General features: G+C 66.9%; 18 protein-coding genes. 7 read left to right on the top strand and 11 right to left on the bottom strand.

The window, feature by feature from the left end:
* Nucleotides 1-23: 23 nt before the first annotated feature.
* From ADBZ9K_RS11410 to ADBZ9K_RS11385, 6 genes are read right to left on the bottom strand one after another with little or no spacing between them, the layout of a single operon-like run.
* Nucleotides 24-911: an ABC transporter permease gene (locus tag ADBZ9K_RS11410; RefSeq protein WP_526620332.1), complete on the bottom strand. Its 888-nt coding sequence runs from the start codon at nucleotides 909-911 to the stop codon at nucleotides 24-26.
* Complete coding sequence (locus tag ADBZ9K_RS11405; protein WP_526620330.1) at nucleotides 908-1,870, bottom strand: ABC transporter permease; 963 nt, start codon at nucleotides 1,868-1,870, stop codon at nucleotides 908-910. The genes ADBZ9K_RS11410 and ADBZ9K_RS11405 overlap by 4 nt, the downstream gene beginning before the upstream one ends.
* Nucleotides 1,867-3,009: an ABC transporter substrate-binding protein gene (locus ADBZ9K_RS11400; RefSeq protein WP_526620328.1), complete on the bottom strand. Its 1,143-nt coding sequence runs from the start codon at nucleotides 3,007-3,009 to the stop codon at nucleotides 1,867-1,869. The genes ADBZ9K_RS11405 and ADBZ9K_RS11400 overlap by 4 nt, the downstream gene beginning before the upstream one ends.
* A gap of 50 nt (nucleotides 3,010-3,059) precedes the next feature.
* Complete coding sequence (locus ADBZ9K_RS11395; protein WP_526620326.1) at nucleotides 3,060-4,211, bottom strand: ABC transporter ATP-binding protein; 1,152 nt, start codon at nucleotides 4,209-4,211, stop codon at nucleotides 3,060-3,062.
* Nucleotides 4,208-5,860 (bottom strand): amidohydrolase, encoded by a 1,653-nt coding sequence (locus ADBZ9K_RS11390; protein ID WP_526620324.1) that lies wholly within the window; start codon nucleotides 5,858-5,860, stop codon nucleotides 4,208-4,210. The genes ADBZ9K_RS11395 and ADBZ9K_RS11390 overlap by 4 nt, the downstream gene beginning before the upstream one ends.
* A 4-nt stretch (nucleotides 5,861-5,864) precedes the next feature.
* A complete protein-coding gene (locus ADBZ9K_RS11385) occupies nucleotides 5,865-6,491 on the bottom strand; it encodes a helix-turn-helix domain-containing protein (protein ID WP_526620322.1) in 627 nt (208 codons plus the stop codon).
* Between the two features lie 232 nt (nucleotides 6,492-6,723).
* On the opposite strand from ADBZ9K_RS11385, the gene ADBZ9K_RS11380 reads away from it, so the two are divergent.
* The gene (locus ADBZ9K_RS11380; RefSeq protein ID WP_526620320.1) at nucleotides 6,724-7,626 is read left to right on the top strand and encodes an NAD-dependent epimerase/dehydratase family protein; all 903 of its coding nucleotides are present in this window, start codon (nucleotides 6,724-6,726) and stop codon (nucleotides 7,624-7,626) included.
* Nucleotides 7,627-7,689: 63 nt separating this feature from the next.
* Nucleotides 7,690-8,508, top strand: a complete 819-nt coding sequence (locus ADBZ9K_RS11375; RefSeq protein WP_526620922.1) for a glycoside hydrolase family 16 protein — start codon at nucleotides 7,690-7,692, stop codon at nucleotides 8,506-8,508.
* 27 nt (nucleotides 8,509-8,535) lie between these two features.
* Here ADBZ9K_RS11375 and ADBZ9K_RS11370 read toward each other — a convergent pair whose 3' ends face one another.
* From ADBZ9K_RS11370 to ADBZ9K_RS11360, 3 genes are all read right to left on the bottom strand, one after another.
* Nucleotides 8,536-9,267 carry a hypothetical protein gene (locus tag ADBZ9K_RS11370; RefSeq protein ID WP_526620318.1) on the bottom strand — a complete coding sequence of 244 codons (732 nt, stop codon included), beginning with the start codon at nucleotides 9,265-9,267 and terminating at the stop codon, nucleotides 8,536-8,538.
* Between the two features lie 101 nt (nucleotides 9,268-9,368).
* A complete protein-coding gene (locus tag ADBZ9K_RS11365; RefSeq protein ID WP_526620316.1) occupies nucleotides 9,369-10,685 on the bottom strand; it encodes a H(+)/Cl(-) exchange transporter ClcA in 1,317 nt (438 codons plus the stop codon).
* A gap of 185 nt (nucleotides 10,686-10,870) precedes the next feature.
* Nucleotides 10,871-11,986 (bottom strand): PE-PPE domain-containing protein, encoded by a 1,116-nt coding sequence (locus tag ADBZ9K_RS11360; RefSeq protein WP_526620314.1) that lies wholly within the window; start codon nucleotides 11,984-11,986, stop codon nucleotides 10,871-10,873.
* A 330-nt stretch (nucleotides 11,987-12,316) separates the two neighbouring features.
* Here ADBZ9K_RS11360 and gjpA point away from each other — a divergent pair, with 330 nt between their 5' ends.
* The 4 genes from gjpA to ADBZ9K_RS11340 all read left to right on the top strand — a co-directional run bounded on the left by gjpA (nucleotide 12,317) and on the right by ADBZ9K_RS11340 (nucleotide 15,333).
* The gene (gjpA, locus tag ADBZ9K_RS11355) at nucleotides 12,317-13,540 is read left to right on the top strand and encodes an outer membrane porin GjpA (RefSeq protein WP_526620312.1); all 1,224 of its coding nucleotides are present in this window, start codon (nucleotides 12,317-12,319) and stop codon (nucleotides 13,538-13,540) included.
* A gap of 64 nt (nucleotides 13,541-13,604) precedes the next feature.
* Nucleotides 13,605-14,099 (top strand): VOC family protein, encoded by a 495-nt coding sequence (locus tag ADBZ9K_RS11350; RefSeq protein ID WP_526620310.1) that lies wholly within the window; start codon nucleotides 13,605-13,607, stop codon nucleotides 14,097-14,099.
* A gap of 68 nt (nucleotides 14,100-14,167) precedes the next feature.
* Nucleotides 14,168-14,953: a hypothetical protein gene (locus tag ADBZ9K_RS11345; protein ID WP_526620308.1), complete on the top strand. Its 786-nt coding sequence runs from the start codon at nucleotides 14,168-14,170 to the stop codon at nucleotides 14,951-14,953.
* Nucleotides 14,950-15,333, top strand: a complete 384-nt coding sequence (locus tag ADBZ9K_RS11340; RefSeq protein ID WP_526620306.1) for a hypothetical protein — start codon at nucleotides 14,950-14,952, stop codon at nucleotides 15,331-15,333. The genes ADBZ9K_RS11345 and ADBZ9K_RS11340 overlap by 4 nt, the downstream gene beginning before the upstream one ends.
* Nucleotides 15,334-15,336: 3 nt before the next feature.
* Here the strand turns inward: ADBZ9K_RS11340 and ADBZ9K_RS11335 are convergent, their stop codons facing one another.
* Nucleotides 15,337-16,362 (bottom strand): acyl-CoA dehydrogenase family protein, encoded by a 1,026-nt coding sequence (locus ADBZ9K_RS11335; protein WP_526620304.1) that lies wholly within the window; start codon nucleotides 16,360-16,362, stop codon nucleotides 15,337-15,339.
* 77 nt (nucleotides 16,363-16,439) lie between these two features.
* Between ADBZ9K_RS11335 and ADBZ9K_RS11330 the strand changes: the two genes are divergently transcribed.
* Entirely contained in the window at nucleotides 16,440-17,585 is a 1,146-nt protein-coding gene (locus ADBZ9K_RS11330; protein WP_526620302.1) for a GDSL-type esterase/lipase family protein, read from the top strand.
* An 11-nt stretch (nucleotides 17,586-17,596) separates the two neighbouring features.
* Here ADBZ9K_RS11330 and ADBZ9K_RS11325 read toward each other — a convergent pair whose 3' ends face one another.
* A complete protein-coding gene (locus tag ADBZ9K_RS11325) occupies nucleotides 17,597-18,631 on the bottom strand; it encodes a CobW family GTP-binding protein (RefSeq protein WP_526620300.1) in 1,035 nt (344 codons plus the stop codon).
* Nucleotides 18,632-18,640: the final 9 nt, after the last annotated feature.

Below are 18,640 nucleotides of genomic sequence, written 5' to 3'. Positions count from 1 at the left end.
CAACATATCAGCGGCGGCCGCCGTCATTTCCCCACCATCGCGCCGGTCAGGCTGGCGGCGCCATCGGATCCGCTCGGATCTCGGCGCAGTATCACCGCAGCGATACCGAGAACGATGAGGGTGAGCACCAGCACCAGCGTGGACATCGCGGCAATCTCTGGCCGCAGCGACGCCTTCAGCGACGCGAAGACGTACACCGGCCACGGCGTCGAACCCGCGACCGAGACGAACGACGAGACGACGGTGTTGTCGAGGCTGAGGGTGAAGGCCAGCAGCGCACCCGATATGACAGCAGGTCGGATCAACGGCAGCGTGATGTCGGTGAACCGCCGGAACGGCGGAGCGTACAGGTCGGCGGCGGCCTCCTCGAGAGTCTCGTTCATCCCGGTCACCCGGGCCCGCACGATGAAAGTGACCACCGCGCTTGCGAAGAGAGAATTGCCGATGATGAGGCGCACTTGACCGATATTGAAGCCGGCGATTCCCCAGTCAACCCCGAGGGTCACGAACCAGGGGAGCAGCGAGATAGCGCTGACGATCTCCGGAGTGACCATCACCAACCCCAGCAGCACCAGCAGCGCCGGGGCCCACCAGCCCGGCCGACGCGCTAGAGCGATGCCGGCGAAGGTGCCGAGCGCGGTGGCGACGACGGCGGTGCCGGTGGCGGTGATCAGCGAGACAGTGATGGAGTTGGTGATCGCCGGATTGCTCAGCGCCGCAACATAGGGCTGGAAGCTGAATCCTTCGAACGTCTGCAGGGTGCGCCCGGAGTTGAACGAGAACACCACGATGACGATGATCGGGAAGAAGAGGAACACCAGGCTCAGCGTTCCCCAGACGTTCAAGAAGGCGTCGGCGGGACGGATTCTGCGCCGCCGACGGGGGCCCGCCACCGGTGCTGACCCGGTCATACGGACTCCTTCGCCGGGAGCTTCAGAGAGGTCATCGCGGTGGCGAGGCGACCGACCGCCTTCAGGAGCCCGCCGACCACGGCGCTCGTCCCAAAGATGGCCAGCATGAGCAGAACTGCCATCGCTGCGCCGAGTGCCCAGTTCTGGGCACTCTGGAACTGCGCGGCCACCATCTGGCCGACCATGCTGCCGCTGGCGCCACCGAGAACGGTCGGGGTGATGTAATCGCCCATCAGCGGGACGAAGACCAGCAGCAGCCCGGCGGTCGCCCCCGGCGCAGCCAACGGAACCGTGATGCGCCACAGCGTGTCCCACGCCGTTCCGCCGAGGTCACGACTGGCTTCGAGCAACTTCGGATCGAGACGCTCGAGCGCCACATACAGGGGCAGGACCATCAGCGGCAGGTAGTTGTAGACCACGCCGAGCTGGACCGCGGCCGAGGTGTAGAGCACGTGCAGAGGCCCGTCGGTCAGATGTGCCCACTGCATCGCCTTCGACACGAAACCCGAAGGACTCAAGGAGATTTGCCATCCGATGGTCCGGACGAGGAAATTCGTCCAGTAGGGGATGAGGACCAGGGCCAATACCACACCGCGCCATTTCGGGGCCAGCTTGACCGCCATCCAATAGGCCATCGGAAACGCGATCACCAGGCAGATCACCGTTCCCACCGCCGCGATCTTCAGGGTGCGAAAGAAGATCGCGAGGAACGTGGCTGACGCGGCCTCGTGGTAGCGGTCGAAGGAAAGGACGTCGTTGGCATGGGTGACGTAGATGCCCGGCTTGTAGCCGAAGCTGTACCAGACCACCAACGCGATGGGCAGGAGGAAAAACATCAGCATCCAGATGCTGATGGGCAGAGCGCCGAGCCATCCGGGCAGCTGTAACCGCCGGGAGCGCTGCGGATGAGCCGCACCGGTTGCCGCCGTCGCCGCGTCCTGCTCGTGCACGGCGGTCACTTGCCCGCCGCAGCCTTGAGTTCGTCGTAGATGGCGATGATCTGGCCGTCGGCCGAGGTCATCTGGCTGTAGATCAGCTTCTTCATCACGTCATCGCTGACGAAGACCAGGTCGGGCCGCTTGATGTCGGCCTTCTTGGCTGCCTCCTCGATCCCGTTGATTCCGGTGTTGTAGCCGATATAGGTGAGCTCCTTGAGGGAGACGACCGGGTCGAGCACGTAGTTGATGAACTCATATGCGGCGTCCTCGTGCGGTGCACCCTTGACGATCGCCCAGTTGTCCTGCCAGAGGTTCGCCCCCTCCGAGGGCCAGACGAACTTGTACTTGTCGGGTTCGGCGTTGGCAAGGATGCCCAGGCGGGCATCGCCGTTCCAGCAGTGAATCAGGGTGCGGGCCGACGACGAGATCGAGGCGTTGGTCGACGATTCGAAGGCTTGCACGTGCGGAGCGATCTTCTCGAGAATGAACGAGCGATAGGCGGCGATATGGGCGGGATCGGTTGTGTTGGGGTCGATTCCGTTGGCATAGAAATAGGTGAAGGCCACTTCGCCCTGGTCCTCCAGCAGCGACGTACTGCCAGACGCCTCCTTCTGCGCGGCGTCGAGGAAGTCGGCCCAGGAGGTCAGATCGCGCTTGATGACGGAGGTGTCGTAGACGTAGCCCGTCGAGCCCCAGTCCTTACAGACGCTGTACTTGTTGCCGGGGTCGAACGGCGTATTGACGACTTTCGCGTTGAGGTTTTTCATGTTGGGCAACTTGGCGTGATCGAGTTCAGTGAGCAGGCCGCCGGTCGCCATCTGTTGAATGGAGGAGTGGGTGGGCACACAAATGTCGTAGCCCGTCGTGCCCTTGGCCGCACTGAGTTTGGCGATCATCTCCGGGTTCGAGCCGTAGGAGTCGAGAGTGATCTTGGGGCCCTTGGCGGCGGTGAAATCGGTCAGCACGGCGGGGTCGTCGTATTCGCCCCAGGTGTAGATGTTGAGGCCGCCCGACGCTGAGCCGCCGCCCGGCGACTTGGAGCATGCGGCGAGTACGGCGCCGACCCCGAGCGCCGCGGTTCCGCCCAGGAACGTGCGGCGGCTGAGTCTGCTCTTCATTGCCTCGGGCACGAGAGCCCGAATGTTCTGCGGCTGATTCATGTTCTGCTTCCGGGTCGAATGGAGAGGGTGGGTAGGTCGGGGGCGGACGGCTAGGACGTGAAGATGCGGACGGCGTCGGCCGACCATGAACACAGCACGGGCGATCCGAGTTCGGTGGGCGGGTTGGCGGCGCGCGGCAGGCGGGCCAGGATCTGGTTGTCGTTCGGTGTGTGGATGACCAATTGCAGGCTGTGACCGAGTTCGGACACCCCGAGCAGGGTGCCGCCGATCGAGTTGACCGGGCTGGGGGATTCAGGAGCCACGGTGCTAGCCGGGGTGGTGACGGTCACCGACTCCGGCCGTATCGCTGCGGTGACCTGCGCGCCGCTCGAGGCCGGGACGCTGCCCTTGACGGGGCGTGCGGAGAACAGCGACAGACCGGCGGTCTGCACGCTGACCCCCGCGCTGTCGAAGCGGGAGATGGTGCCGTCGAAGGAGTTCTGCCGGCCGATGAACCCGGCCACGAATGCCGACTCCGGCGCATCGTAAACATCTGAGGCCGTGCCGATTTGCTCGATCCGTCCGTCCTTCATCACCGCGATGCGATCGCTCATCGACAGGGCCTCCTCCTGGTCGTGAGTGACGAAGATGAAGGTTGTGCCGACTTCACGCTGCAGCAGCTTCAGCTCGACCTGCATCTCCTCGCGCAGCTTGCGGTCCAGGGCGCTCATCGGCTCGTCCAGCAGCAGGACGGCCGGCCGGTTCACCAGGGCCCGGGCCAGGGCGATGCGTTGCTGTTGGCCTCCGGAGAGCTGCGCCGGCTTTCGGCCGGCGAAGGCGCCCATTCTCACCATCTCGAGGGCGCGGCTCACTCGTTGGGCGACTTCGGCTTTCGGTACACCCGAGAGACGCAGTCCGTAGGCGACGTTGTCGGCGACCTTCATATGAGGGAACAGCGCATAGGCTTGGAATACCGTGTTCACCGGCCGCTTATGCGGCGGTAGGTCCTCGACGTGGCGGCCCGAGATCTGGATGGAACCGTCGTCGGGAAGCTCGAATCCCCCGATCAGGCGAAGCGTCGTCGTCTTTCCGCATCCGCTCGGTCCCAGCAGGCTGAGGAATTCGCCTGCCTGCACGGTCAGGCTGACGTTGTCCACGGCAACAGCCGGCCCGTAATACTTGCTCAGCGAGCGGAGTTCGACGGCGCCGGGCGCAGCGGTCAGCGGCGCTCGGGCTTCGGTGGCCAGATTCACGGTGGTCATGCCGATACCAGGGACGACGTCGCATCGTAGACGACTTCGCCGCCGACGATAGTGTAGGCGACTGTGGCGGAACCGATCTCGGCGACTGGAGCGGCGAAGATGTCACGGTCGAGAATCACGATGTCGCCGGCCTTGCCGAGTTCGATGGTTCCCGAGCGCTGCTCGTCGTGGTTGAGGTAGGCCGTGCCAAGGCTGTGCGCTATCAGCGCGTCGGCCAGAGACAGCGCCTGCTCGCCGAGGAAGGGCAGCTCCGCCGGGCCGGTCGCTCCTGCGGGTGCTCGGTTTACGGTCGTGTGGATGATCTCCAGCGGGTTGGCCGTGCTCACTGGCCAGTCGCTTCCGGAGGCCAGCAGCGCCCCCGCCCGCTGAAGTGTCCCGAACGGGTACTGCCAGGCGGCCCGGCGAGGGCCAAGGAACGGGATCGTCAGCACGTCCATCTGGGCCTCGTGCCTGGCCCACAGCGGTTGCATGTTGGCCACCACGTTGAGATCGGCGAACCGGCGGATGTCATCGGGGTGGATAACCTGGATATGTGCCAGCGTATGGCGAAGGTCGCTGTCCCCGTTGGCCGTACGGGCCGCTTCGACCGCATCGAGCGACTCCCGTACAGCCCGGTCGCCGAGGGCGTGGAAATGGAGCTGGAAGCCCAGGGCATCGAGCTGGACCGAGATCTCCTTGAGGGTGGTCGGGTCGACGAAGCTCTTGCCCATGTTCTCACCGGGGCAACCGCACGAGTCCAGATACGGCTCGAGCATTCCCGCTGTGAAGTTCTCGGCCACACCGTCCTGCATGATCTTGACCGCCGTGGCCCTGAAGCCACTGGCAAGGGCGCGCGTGCGCTTGGCGACGAGTTCGGGAATCTGCTCGAATCCCCGATTGCGGTCCCACCACAGAGCACCGACGACGTGCGCCTTCAACACGCCGGATGCCGTGGCACGCAGGTACGAATCGAGAGGGTCGGGGGTGTCATTCGTGGCGCCGACGATGGCGTCTTGCCAGGCGGTCACCCCCCACGCGAACAGCTGCTGCTGGGCCAGCTTCAGGGCCTCGTCCAAGTCGTCCTGACTCGGCAGCGGAACATGCCGTGCGACGAGCTGCATGGCGCCTTCCTGCAGCGTGCCGATCGCGTGTCCGTCGGCATCGCGTTCGATGCGACCGTCGAACGGATCCGGCGTCGTGTCGTCGATGCCCGCGATCTCAAGAGCTTTCGAGTTGACCCACGCACCGTGACCGTCGCGGTTGGGGAAGTAGGCGGGCCGGTCGGCGACGATGGCGTCGAGCGCTGCGGCGGTCGGCAATCCGCCGGGAAAGGAGTCCATCGACCAGCCGCCGCCGCTGATCCAGTCCAACTCTGGATGGGCCGCCGCGTATTCGGCGATACGGGTGAGGTATCCGTCGGCGGTGACGTACGGGGTCAGATCGCAGGCAAGCATGTCCAGACCGGCGTGGTACGGGTGAATGTGGCTGTCCTGAAAGCCCGGGGAGACGAGCCCGCCGCCCGCGTTGATCTCGGCGGCTCCGGTGGAGGTGAGCGCGGTGGCGCCGATCGCGGTGATGATGCCGTCTTCGACAAGGACCGGCTCCTCGACGATGCCGGCGGGGGTGAAGACGTGGCCGCCGGTGATGAGCAGGCGGTTGGGAGTAGCCATGGTGTCAGTCCTTCATGTCGTGCGTGGTCGGTGCGCTGAGCGGAGTGGCGTCGATGGGCGGAGTGACATGCGCGGTGATCCACATGGCCTGGGCCGGAGTCGCACCGATGTTCACCGCACGGTGCGGAACCGAGGAGAGATACTCGACGCTGTCTCGGGGTCCGAGGATCAGGGTCTCGGAGCCGATCGAGATTTCGATGTGGCCACTGAGTACGTAGAACAGCTCTTGCGCGTTGTCGTGTGCATACGGTTCGGGTCCGGTCGAGCCGCCCACGTCGAATGTGCCTTCATACACTTCGAGCTGTTGGATCGGTGGCCGTAACAGCAGCAGTTTCTGCAGTCCGCTATCGCCGGAGAACAGGGGTCGTTCGTGTGCCCGTAGCACCGGCCGCGCTACGGGCGCTTCAGCTGAGAGCAGGTCCGCCGCTGAGACACCAACGGCCGCGGAGATGCGCTTGAGCACTCCAACAGAGACGCCGCATTTGCCGTTCTCGAGCTGACTGATGAATCCCGCGCTCACCGATGCCCGAGCCGCTAGTTCCCGTGTCGACAGTCGGGCACGCTCACGGGTCTGCCGGAGCCGAGTTCCGAGCATTTCGCGAGCCGCCACGTCGACGTCGGAGACGGTCACCGGGGTTTCAGTAAACACATGCCTCGATTCGCTAAGAGCGACTTAACAAGTCGCTTACTGCCGAACGTATGGCGGGTGATTCGACCGCGCAACACGGGGCGTGCGGAAACCTGAACTCTTAACACGAGCGAAATTCAAGGCCCGATATGCGCTTGCTGTTGCGTCCGCGGGGCCTGCGGCTAACCCGGCCAAAACCGCTGTCACGAGCCCGTCGACTGCCTACCATCAGCCGATGCGTGGATCGAAAATCCTGATCACCGGAGCAACGGGCCAGGTCGGCGTCCCCGTCGCCGAGGCCTTCGCGGCCGACAACGAGGTGTGGGGCATTGCCCGTTTCACCGATTCGGCGGCGCGGGAGCGTCTCGAGAAGGCCGGTGTGCGCTGCCAGAGCGCCAACATGGCGGCGGGGGACTTCACCGGGGTGCCGTCGGACTTCGACTACGTGCTCAACCTGGCGGTGGCCAAGAGCGGTCGGTGGGACAAAGACCTCGCTGCCAATGCCGAATCGGCGGGCCTTCTCATGGCGCATTGTCGAAGCACGAAGGCCTTCCTGCACTGTTCCTCGGGTGCCGTCTACGATCCGCCGGACGACGAGCGCCGCACCGAACGCACCGTTCTGGGCGACAACCACAAGCCCCTGCTGCCCACCTACTCCATCACCAAGATCGCCGGGGAAGTCGTCGTCGCGACCATGGCGCGTGCACTGGGAATACCGGCCACCATCGCGCGCCTCAACGTCCCCTACGGCGACAACGGCGGATGGCCGCTCTTGCACCTGGACATGATGCTCGGCGACATGCCCATCCCCGTTCCGCCCGGCGGACCTGCGGTCTACAACCCGATCCACGAGGACGACATCATCGCGATGATCCCGAAACTGGTTGAGGTGGCGTCAGTTCCGGTCACGATCGTCAATTGGGGTGGTGATCAATTCGTCAGCCTGCAGGAGTGGTGCGCCTATCTCGGCTCGCTCGTCGGCAAGGTACCGGTGTTCGAGGAGACCGAGCAGACGCTGCGTGGGAATCCACTCGACGTCACCAAGATGCATGAGCTGATCGGAACCACGACCGTCGACTGGCGCGACGGAATGCGTCGGATGGCAGCCGCGTTCCACCCGGAGCTGATCGAGCACTAGCTGAATTCGGCGCTTCAGCTGTCCGCATCAGGCCGGTGACCTTAAAGTCGAGCCGTGCCCGAATTGGACCGCCGAAGCATGATGGTGATGTCGGGGCTGGGCCTGCTGGCCGCCGCGATCCCGCTCCCGAGCGCCGAGGCGAGTCCGTCGCCGCGCCCTGGGGCCCCATCAAACTATGTATTCCAGGACGACTTCGACGGGCCGGCGGGCTCGGCGCCCAACCCGGCGAACTGGTCGGTGCAGAACTGGCAGGACGACGTGTGGCCACCGGTCGACAGTCAGTACCGCGACGACCGGCGAAACGTCTTCCTCGATGGAAACTCGAATCTCGTGCTCATGGCCACCCGGGAGGACGATCAGTACTTCAGCGGCAAGGTGCGGGGCAACTGGCGGGTGCCCATGGGCCACACCTGGGAAGCGCGCGCCAAGCTCGACTGCCTGACCTCGGGCGCCTGGCCCGCGTACTGGGCGGTGAACGAAGATCCCTTGCCTGACGGCGAGGTCGACATCTTCGAGTTCTACGGCAACCGCAGTTGGGCTCCGGGAACCACGGTCCATGCAGCGTCGAACGGCAAGACGTGGGAAAGCAAGTCGATCGCCGGGTTGATCGACGGCGCCTGGCACACCTGGCGGATGCGCTGGGACGCCGACGGCTTCAAGTTCTGGCGAGACTATGTCGACGGCGCGGCGCCGTACTTCACCGTGCCGCCGAAGCCCATACCGGTCCACGGCAATCCGACCGACCTGCGCTGGCCGTTCAACAATCCCGGCTATTGGATGTCGCCGATGTTCACCCTCGCGGTCGGGGGTCCTGGCGGCGGCGACCCGTCCCTGGGCACCTTTCCGGCGGCTCTGCTCGTCGACTGGATCCGCATCTGGTAGCGACGCCGCCGTCGAGGTCTAGGTGTGCTAAGAGCAGCCGCCAACGGGTGTGGTGACCACCAGATTGTCGCCACCACTGGCGTCGGCGTGCGATCCGCAGTAGGCCTTGGCCTCGTTGTTGTTGCCGTTGCCCGCGAATGCCACGCTGTTGGTGCCGTCGGCGGTAGCGGTGTTGAATTCACCACCACCGCTCACGGTGGCCGTGCCGCCGTTGGTTGCTTCCGCGGTATTGAATCGTCCACCGGAAACCGTTGCAGTGCCGCCATTGTCGGCCCGCGCGACGACAAAGACACCGCCCTCGGCGGTTGCCGTGCTGTTGTTATCGGCAGAGGCGAGGTTCAAGACGCCTCCGCTTGCCTTGGCGGTGCTGTTGTGGTCGGCGACGGCGACATTGAACAGGCCGCCACCGGCGTATGCGGTGCTGCCGGCCCCCGCGAGCGCCAGGTTGAATCCCGGTTCGGAGGTCGCCGTCGCGGTCCCGGACTGGTACACGCTGACTCCGTTGAACGACATGGCGAAATCGAGATTCGGCGTGGGCGTGTTTGCGGCCCGCGCCCGGGAGGCGGTGCTGATGCTCTTCGGTCCCGCTTGGGCAGCGCCCCTGGCGCTGTTGGCGGAGGCCTGTTTCTGGGGGCTGCCCGAGCCGGCGGACGGAGCGGCGAGGGCGGTGGGCGCGCCGACGCCGAGAGCAATCAGCGGACCACCGATGCATACCGCGCAGATCTTTGCTACCGAGAATGGGGAGTAAGTCGACGACACGATCTGATCCTTAATTGTCTTGGCGGGCCCCAACCCGACCGTGATGGTAGTCACAAAGTTACGGCTAGGCAAATAACCATGCGGTAGCTGTGTCGCATCGTTCAGTCCGCTTCGGGGGGCATGCGCGCGCGCAGACTGTCGTAGATCGGCGGCGATCCGACGAGATAGGCGGCCAGTACGGCGGCGGCGGTCGCGGCCATCATCGGCACCGCCACCGACGTCGTCGCCGTCATTTCGATGACGATCACGATACCGGTCAGCGGTGCGCGCACCGCGGCTCCGAACAACGCCGCCATGCCGACGAGCGCCATCGGAATGGTCAGCGCTGCAAGGCTTCCCGGCCACATCAGGTTGAGAACCCCGACAAACAGCACGCCCCACAGCGCACCCAGCGCAAGCAGGGGGGCGAACAGTCCACCGGGGGTGGCCGCGGAGTACGACAGCGGCCCGGCGACGAAGCGAACCAGGAGGTAGCCGACGACCACCGGCAGCACGATGTGTTGTCCGCCGACGATCAGCTGGGTCAGGGTGTCACCACCGCCGACGGCCTGCGGGTAGACGAACATGGCCAGCCCGATGATGGCGCCGATGATGGTCGCCTTTGCGACCTTTGGGATGCGGCGAAACGCGGCGACACGGTCCAGGAACCACAGGACCAGCCAGCTGTATGCCGCGCCCAGGCAGCCGGTCAGCAGGCCGAACACTACGAAGAGCGGCAGCCAGGCCAGGTTGGGCGCGTTGGTGGGCACCACGACGAAATCTGGACGATTTCCGAGGACGAAACGCGCACAGGCGACGGCGGTGACGGCCGCGAAGAGGGTCGCCAGCATCGTCTTGACCCGGAAGGACCTGGTCACCTCCTCGAGGGTGAACAGGACGCCCCCGATGGGCGCATTGAACGCGACGGCCAGCCCGGCACCGCCCACGGCGGTCTGCATCATTCGCACCTCGGCGTCGGGTAGTCGCGCCCGTCGCGCCGCTTCGGCGCCGATCGCCGCTCCCATGTGGACGGTCGGCCCCTCGCGCCCCAGCACGAGGCCGGACCCTATGGCCAGCACGCCGCCGATGAACTTCGCCGGCAGCAGGCGAATCAACGGCGGCTTCGCCTCGCGGCGGAATACCGCCTCGACGTGTTGGATGCCGCTACCCGCGGCCAACGGCATCCACTGCACGATCAGCGCCGCGAGCGTGGCGCCGATCGCGGCGGCCGCGATCGGCACCAGCCACCCCGGCCCGGGCAGCTGATGCGCCCAGTCCACCAGATCGAGGCGCAGCCGATCGGCCCATTGCAGACACCAGCGGAAGGCGCCACCGACGAACCCGATGACCACCCCCGCGACCACCGCGGTACAGCAGATGAGTACCGATCCCCGCATCGAGTCATCGGGCAGATCGGGGTCGGCAGCCGGCTGCGTCATCGAACTCGGTAAGCCGGTCGGTCCGGACTGCGGCCGTTCCTGCCGGGTACGTGCACGGGCAACCGTCTCCTTCGCCGCCGGGTAGCGAGCCCAGTGCACACTTCGCGACCCCAATCAGTGGGGTGCTCGTGCCCTGATCGCCAGTGACGACAATTGTGCCGGTTGTCGAAGAACCGTGTGCTGCCCTACCCGCCAGACCTCGCGCCGGTCCGCGCGCGCTTGCTGGCGGCCTTGCCGGAGGGGGCAGCGGTCGCCTTGGCGGCCGTCGGTGCGGCGGCGGCCTTCTTGGCTGCCCTCGGCTTCGCCGATGCCGACGCCGACGCCGCTGTTACCGACGTGGTGGTGACGGGGGTGGGCCGGACCGAGGTCCCGACATCGCGGGGGTCGTTGCGGTAGTACGCGGAGTCGATGATCGGCCGCAGCACCGTGGTGAGGTTGTCGATGACCTCCTGTGACACGCCCAGTTTCTTGAGTGGGCGCAGCAGCGGCAGGTCCGCGGTGGGCACGAGGTAGGTGGTGGTGGTCCCGCCCGCGGTGTTCACCGAAACGGTGATGTTCTTCGACGGCACCTGGCTCAGGTCGGCGAACATGGCGTCGTAGTGCACCGAACCCCACTCATCCAGTGCGTACTGGTCCACGATGTCTTCGGGAATGATCTGCTGGAGCAAGCCGGTGCCGGCCAGTGCGTTGAGATCGGCCAGCACGTTCCACCACCGGTCGGGCCAGTCGCCGATGCCGTCGTACTCACCCTTCACCACGAGCACGTTGTACTTCGTCACCGGAATCTGCGGGACGTAGTCGAAGATCGGGAGCTTCACTCCTGGAAAGAACCGGAATGCCCCGCGGTTGGCGTCGCCCATCACCACGAAGGAGAGTTCGTCGGCCGGCGGGGCCGTCGGATCGTTGGCCAGGCGCCGCATCTCCTCGTCGACGACCAGCGTGGTGCCGGAGGCGCCGACGACGATCTTCTGTCCGGGGGTGTTGCGGATCGCGACGTCCATGTTCTCGAGGCCGACCGCGACCGACTCGCCCAGCGTCAGCGTGCCGTTCCACGGCGCCATCTGACCCGGCCACGGCAGGCCCACCAAATGGTCCTCGTTGGCGAAGCGACCCGCGAGGACCCGCTTCATGAGATCTGTGTCGACGTCCTCGTAGCCGAGTCCGCCCATCGCCAGGACGGTGGCGCTCAACATCACCGGAGCTGTCAGCGCCGTCGCGCGAAGGTTGGGGCCGGCGACGCCGACCGTGATCGAGGCGGTGACGGCCACTCCCGCCAGTAACGCCGCTGTCCGCCGAGCCACCGTATCTACCATGATCTACAAACCCCCTTCTGCGGCGGCCTCCCCAGGCGTCCGCAAACCCCGAGCGAATTGTGTCAAACAACAGACCCGGGTCCAAGGGTCTTTCGGCCCGGACTGGCAAATGTCGTCTCCGCATGGGGTTGCCATACTGTCGGCGGCGGTTGCCGCCGAGGCGGTTGTACCGCGCTGATCAGGGCCGATCGGCATCGGCAAGCGGGCCAAGATCGGCCCGTCGGATTCCCGGTATTCCTCGCGATTTCAAATTCGTCGCCGTCACTTCTCCGATACGGTTCTCGTGGGTCAGGGGTGGCACAACGACGGGGAATCAACATGCTTGCAACCTCTCGACCTTTCGTCGCCGCGGGTGTGGCCATGGTGGGCGCCACCGCCATCGCGATAAGTCCAGTTACGCTGCCGCAGCTGGACATTCGCACCGAGGCGGCAATCCACCTGACGGCCAGTCCCGAGTGGCAGGACGTCCTGTCCACGGCAGGGCAGAACGCCTCGGCCCTGCTCAACGCGTGGCTTGCGGCGCCCGCGCCGATCCTGCAGCAGATCGTCGCCAACCAGCAGAAGTATCTGTCCGAATTGCCCGACCTTGCCCGCATCGGTAGCCAGCTCCAGGCCAATGTCCAGCGCGCGCTCGGCGTTGTGTCGGCGGCAGACCCCACCACCTTGGACGGCACCCACCGAACCCTCTATGAGCTGCTGCCGGCCGTCCTGCAACTCCCCGGCATCCCGACCCTGTTGCAATTCACCATCTCTGCGACCGGCCAACAACTGCTGGCCGTCTCGACGACGGCGCTGAGCGGGGTGCTGCTCGGCCTAGCCGGACCCGTTCTGGGCCCGCTGATGGTGCTGCAATCCAGCCTGGGGCAGATCGCCGCCGGTGTGAGCGCGCAAACCCCGGATTTGGCAGGTGCAGTGAGCACGTTGGCCGCCATCCCGGTGGCCATGACCGACGCGTTCCTCAACGGCGGGCAGCGCGTCGACCTGACCGCGCTGGCGCAGGCCCTCGGACCGTCGATCGGCGTCACCTTCCCCGACGGCGTACAGGTGGGCATCGCCCTGGGCGGTCTGCTCAGTCCGGGCGGTTCGATCTTCAACGCCCTCGATCTCGCCTACGACAACAATCTGCTGGGCGTGCTGCACATTCACGTTCCCCTCGCGACCGGAACGGGCGTCGGACCACTCGGGGCCATGAGGGAACTGGCCGAGGCGATCGCGAAGGCCATTGGGTGGAACGGCGCCCCCAGCACGTCGGCCGCGCGAAGCGCCTTGGCTGCTGCCGATGAGGTGCCCGCCTCGGTGTTGAGTTCCACCCCGAAGCCCGCCCCGGTCCGCGCCGCCGTCGCGGCCGACATCGCCGCCGGCGGCCCCAGCGGCACGGCTAGATCGGCAAGGCACCGTGATGTGTTGGCAGACAACGCAAGCCATCCGCGCACCGCTGCGGCGGCCAATCGCTCCGTGGGTGGCGCTCAGCGCGAGAACTCTTCGACGGCCACGTCGGGTCGGCCGTCGACCGCGATGTCGAAGCGCACCGCCACCCGGTAACTCCGCTCCCGGTCATCGGTACTGACGCCGGCTCGGCGCAGTCGCGTTCTGTCACACTGCGCGCATGATCCAGGGCTTCTCGCATATCGGCATCTGTGTGACCGACCTCGACCGTTCGATCCGCTTCTACACCCAGGTCTTCGGCTTCGTCCAGCTCTACCAGCTCGACTTCGACAACAACGAAGTCGCCGCGACCATGGAGCAGGAGGGCCGATTCCGCTCGGCGATGCTCATCCGCGACGACATTCGGATCGAGCTGCTGCAGTGGGTTGACGTCCCGATGACCGGATCGGGGCAACGTAAACCGATGACCGAGCTCGGCTTCACCCATCTGTCGTTTCGGGTCGAGGACGTCGACGGCCTGACCGAGGCCATCGTCGCCGCGGGCGGGCAGCTGGTGGAGTCCAGCCGGACCGTCCTGGGTGACGTTGCCGACCCCACGTCTGGCCGGTTCATCTACCTGACCGACCCCGACGGCACCCGCATCGAACTCATGCAGAACGTCCCGGACCTCGCCGGCATCAACCCGGCCGATATCGCCGCCGCAGCCAGCGGATAGCCGAACGACTCGGGTCCGCCTCGGCGCGCCAGGGCGGCGATTCGGCAGACGCGAGCGATGATACGGGTGTGTCTGCTGATGCCAATGTGACTAATGTGGAGCCAACGGCCGAGCAGTCGGATGGGCAACCCACCCCGCCGCTCGCAACCGACGTGCCGGCCGTCGAGCCTTCGAACACCGCCGAGGCGGCAGCCGTCACCGCGCCGAAGCGTTCCTGGTCGATGCCGAAGTCCCCGGTCACCCGTAAGCACGCCGACCAGCTCGGCCGCGCCGCGCTGATCGCCGTCACCGCCGTCGGCAAGGCGATCGCCGCCGTCGCCCGATTCGGCGCGGGCGCCATCCGGCGGCTCTGGCACATGGCCGAGGCGGTTCCGCCGGCTCTGCAGCTGTTCGGCGTCGCGGGCACCCTCATGCTGCTCGGGGTGGTCGGCGCGATCGCGCTGGACACCACCCTCGGCTTGGTCTGCACCGTGGTGGTCATCCCGGTCTCGGCCGGCATCCTCGGGGCGCTTGGGCATCGCTGGTACAGCGGGCTGACCTCGACGACCCCGGCTCAGGCCGGCATCCACTCGGCCCCGCCGGTTGCCTCGGACCTGCAGCGCGCGGTCGAATACGTCGACAAGAAACTGGCGGTGGCGCTCAGCTCGTTCGGCACCGATCACCACCAGCAGGCAGTGATCGCGCTGTTCCAGGCCAAGACGGCCGTCGAACTCACCCTGGGAGCCGAACAGGACACCGCGGGGGACACCGACATCCCGTTGCGCGCCGACGACTACGGTCTGCGGCCGCGGATCCGGGCCGGCTCCGGATCGACATCGGCCCTGCGAGAAAGCAATTCGTTGGCGGCATCGTGACCCGGGGAACCATCACCGGGCAGGTCGCGCTGATCGAGGATGACCACACGCTGGTCATCAACCGCGGTACCGAAGCCGGGGTCATGGTTGGCATGGTGTTCGCCGTGGACTCCGACACCGGCCCGGTGATCACCGATCCCGAGTCCGGACGGGAACTGGGCCGACTGCGCCGGGAGAAGCTGCGGGTGCGGGTTTTCGACGCGCAGCCCCTGTTCGCCCGGGCGCACACCTTCGTGATGACCGATGACTTCTACGGTCTGCTCGGCATCCCCTTCACGGCGCGGCAGCCCGAAGACGTTGTCACTGTCGACGTCGGCGACGCCGTCGAGCTGGTCGGCGATGCGGGCGCGTACCGGGCCGAGCTCAGCGGGACGCGCTGACCCTTATTCGTGCGACATCTGGTTGATCAGTGAGCGTTTGAGCTCTGGCCGGCTGGCGGCCACCAGGGTGAACAGTGCCGAGCGGGCCAGCAGCTGGGCGGGTGCCGAGCGCAGCAATGCCGGCCCGCCGGACGCCGCGACCAGTGCACCGGCGGCCCGGATGGCCAGCTCACAGCCCTCGGCGCGAGCCTGCAGCAACCGCGAGCCGTCGCCCAGGCCGGCGTCGAGCCGCTCCCGCACCGCATCGGCCTGGCGGCGCAGCGCGGCTGCCGCGTCGTCTTCCCCGGCATCCTCGAGCAGCAGTACGCAGCGGCGGACCACGCCGATGGGCAGCGTCGCATTGAGCCGCGACCCGAAATTCTGGTTGGCCATGAAGTCCGCGCGCGAGACCCGGCTCACGATGCGGTCGTCGGGCACGATCAGGCCATCGACCTCCAGCGCCACCGTGCGGGAGGCGTCGGCGACGAACAACGGCTGGGGTGTCACCGCGGTGATCCCCGGTTGCTCGGCGGCGGTCACCAAACCCGCAACGATGTCACCGGATTCGACGTCGCCGGCCGAGATCTGGATGACGTCGATGACACCCCAGCCGCTGACGAAGGGCGCGTGCCCGGACAATCGCCACCCACCGCTTAGCCGCTGCGCGCGCATCCGGGGCGGCACGGGTACTGCCCCGGCGTAGGCGACGCCGCCGCGGATCCGCCCGGCGATGGCACCCGGAGCGATCTCGTCGCGTAGGGCGTGGTTGTCCGAGACGGACAGGGCGGCGAGCATCCCGTGGTGCTGCACCCAGGTGAACGCGGTGGCCAGACAACCGCTGGCCATCGTCTCCAGGATCTCGATGATCTCGGGCAGGCCCAGCCCCGGGCCGCCGATGCCGGCGGGTGCGGCGATCCCGTACAGCCCGGCCTGCGCCAGTGTCTCCCAATGGGTGTTGGGAACCTGGCCGGTCCGGTCCACCTCCAGCGCCGAAGAAAACAACACCGTGTCGGCGATCTCATGCGCCCGTTCGACCAGGTTCGATGCCACGGTCTTGACGGTAGCGGGCCGCGACGGCATTCACCCGTGTGGTCCCGCCGCGTGGCGGCCAGGGGAGAATCGTGCAGATGTCGTCGTTGCTGCCCGTCCCGATCACCGCGAACCTCCTACGCGGGGCGTACGAACTGGAAGAAACCGCGCAGGGGTTGTTGCCGCACCGGCTGCCTCGCTGGGCGCGGTCCCAATGCCCGGATCCTCAGCTGGCCATGGCCGAATCCCAGCCCGCCGGGATTCGGCTGGCCCTGCGCACCCGCGCCTCGGTGATCGAACTCGATGCGCTGCGCACCCGCCCGGCCTACCGCGGCCTGCCGCAGCGCCCAGATGGCATCTACGACGTGCTGGTCGACGGTCGACTGACGGCCCAGGCCTCACTGACCGGCGGCAACGTGCTGATGATCGACCCGGCAACAGCGACGGTCGACAGGCAGGCCGGACCGATCGGCACCGTCCGCTTCGCCGGGCTGCCTGGACGGCTCAAGGACGTCGAAATCTGGTTGCCGCACAACGAGATCACCGAACTGATCGCGCTGCGCGGTGATCAGCCGATCGAGGCGTGCCCCACCCACCGCCGGGTGTGGTTGCATCACGGCAGCTCCATCAGCCACGGGTCCAATGCGCTGCACCCCACCGCGACCTGGCCGGCGCTGGCGGCAGCCATCGGCGGCGTCGACCTGATCAACCTCGGGATGGGCGGGTCGGCCCTGCTGGACCCGTTCACCGCCCGCGTGATGCGAGACACCCCAGCCGATCTCGTCAGCGTCAAGCTCGGGATCAACATCGTCAACGCCGACGTGATGCGGCGGCGCGCATTCGGCCCCGCCGTCCACGGCTTCCTCGACACGATCCGCGAAGGGCATCCATCCACTCCGATCGTCGTCGTCTCGGCGATCCACTGTCCCATCCACGAGCACACGCCGGGTCCGGTCGCCCCGGAGTTCGACGGCGAGACACTGAGATTCGTCGCGACCGGGGACCCCGCCGAACAGGCGGCCGGAAAGCTCACCCTCAGCGTGATTCGCGACGACCTCGCCGCCATCGTGCGCCAGCGCAGCGTTCACGACCCACATCTGCGCTACCTCGACGGGTGTGATCTCTACGGTCCCCGGGATTCCGCGGAATTGCCCCTTGCCGACAACCTGCACCCAGGGCCGGACGCGCACCGCCGCATCGGTGAACGTTTCGCCGCCGCCGTCTTCGAATCCACACCGAGCTGAGGCTGCCGACCTCAGGCACCGAGGTGGCGGCGTAACCGGCGGGTCGCGCTCTCGGACGCCGGTCCGGCGGCGGGCCGGAGGGCATCGCCGATCCTGGTCCGCACCGTGTCGGTGTCGAGGTGCATCCCAATGGCGACCAGGCACTGCTCGGACGGTGCCGAGGCCGCGCGGCGGGCGATCCGGACCACGGGCCCCACGACATTGACGACGTAGGTCCGGATCGCGGAGCGTTCCCGCACGGCGATCGACCCCTTCATCCGGTAGACCCCGGCGGGAGGATTCTCCAACAACTCGACCAGCAGTCCCGGGTCGACCGGCTCGTCGGCGATCACGGTGACCGCGTCGGCGTGCACGTGCGTGGCCGCAGGTTCGTCGATGAGCGCGTCGCGGAAGGACAGCTGACCGGTCTCGTCGGTGGCCGCGGCAACGTCGTAGAGCAGTGCGGGGTCAATCTGGCCGTCGACGGCACCGATCACCTGCGCGCGTGAATTGCGTTCGCGCACCCGCTCTTCCACTCGCCGTACGGTCTCGGTACGGTCCTGTGGGGGGATCTGGTCGAGCTTGTTGACCACCACCAACGTCGCGGCGCCGTATCGGGCCGGCGCGATGCCGCCGCGGTCGACGGTGTCGAAGTGGCGGGCGGCGTCGACGACATCGACCACGCCGCCGTCGCGCACTCCGGCTACTTCGCTGAACCCGATGATGCGGGCGAGCGCGGCCGGGTCGGCAATCCCGCTGGCCTCGACGACGATGGCGTCGAGGCGCAGCCTCGGGTCGGCCAGCTTGGCCAGCGCGGCGTCGAGTTCGCCGTCGTCCGGCAGGCAACAGATGCATCCGCCGGCGATGGACGCGGGTTCGTCAATCTGGCCGCTGACCAGTGTGGCGTCGACATTGATATCGCCGAAGTCGTTGATCACCACACCGATCCGGGCCTGCGGTGTCTGCAGGATGTGGTTGAGCAGTGTGGTCTTGCCGGCACCCAGGTGGCCGGTGAGCGCGATGACGGGGATGGCGGTGCTGCGGTCTCGTCGGGGCGTCGACACCATCCGGTGATG

Origin of the sequence: Mycobacterium sp., assembly GCF_965229265.1 — a bacterium.
GTDB lineage: Bacteria > Actinomycetota > Actinomycetes > Mycobacteriales > Mycobacteriaceae > Mycobacterium.
Note: the sequence above shows the minus strand (reverse complement) of the source record. Positions and strands in the feature narration are given on the sequence as shown.

Bases quoted from the DNA above. Each gene is read 5' to 3' on its own strand.
- ADBZ9K_RS11325 (WP_526620300.1), bottom strand. From the start codon at position 18,631: ATGGTGTCGACGCCCCGACGAGACCGCAGCACCGCCATCCCCGTCATC.
- ADBZ9K_RS11395 (WP_526620326.1), bottom strand. From the start codon at position 4,211: ATGACCACCGTGAATCTGGCCACCGAAGCCCGAGCGCCGCTGACCGCT.
- ADBZ9K_RS11390 (WP_526620324.1), bottom strand. From the start codon at position 5,860: ATGGCTACTCCCAACCGCCTGCTCATCACCGGCGGCCACGTCTTCACC.
- ADBZ9K_RS11330 (WP_526620302.1), top strand. From the start codon at position 16,440: ATGTCGTCGTTGCTGCCCGTCCCGATCACCGCGAACCTCCTACGCGGG.
- ADBZ9K_RS11365 (WP_526620316.1), bottom strand. From the start codon at position 10,685: ATGACGCAGCCGGCTGCCGACCCCGATCTGCCCGATGACTCGATGCGG.
- ADBZ9K_RS11350 (WP_526620310.1), top strand. From the start codon at position 13,605: ATGATCCAGGGCTTCTCGCATATCGGCATCTGTGTGACCGACCTCGAC.
- gjpA (WP_526620312.1), top strand. From the start codon at position 12,317: ATGCTTGCAACCTCTCGACCTTTCGTCGCCGCGGGTGTGGCCATGGTG.
- ADBZ9K_RS11410 (WP_526620332.1), bottom strand. From the start codon at position 911: ATGACCGGGTCAGCACCGGTGGCGGGCCCCCGTCGGCGGCGCAGAATC.
- ADBZ9K_RS11400 (WP_526620328.1), bottom strand. From the start codon at position 3,009: ATGAATCAGCCGCAGAACATTCGGGCTCTCGTGCCCGAGGCAATGAAG.
- ADBZ9K_RS11380 (WP_526620320.1), top strand. From the start codon at position 6,724: ATGCGTGGATCGAAAATCCTGATCACCGGAGCAACGGGCCAGGTCGGC.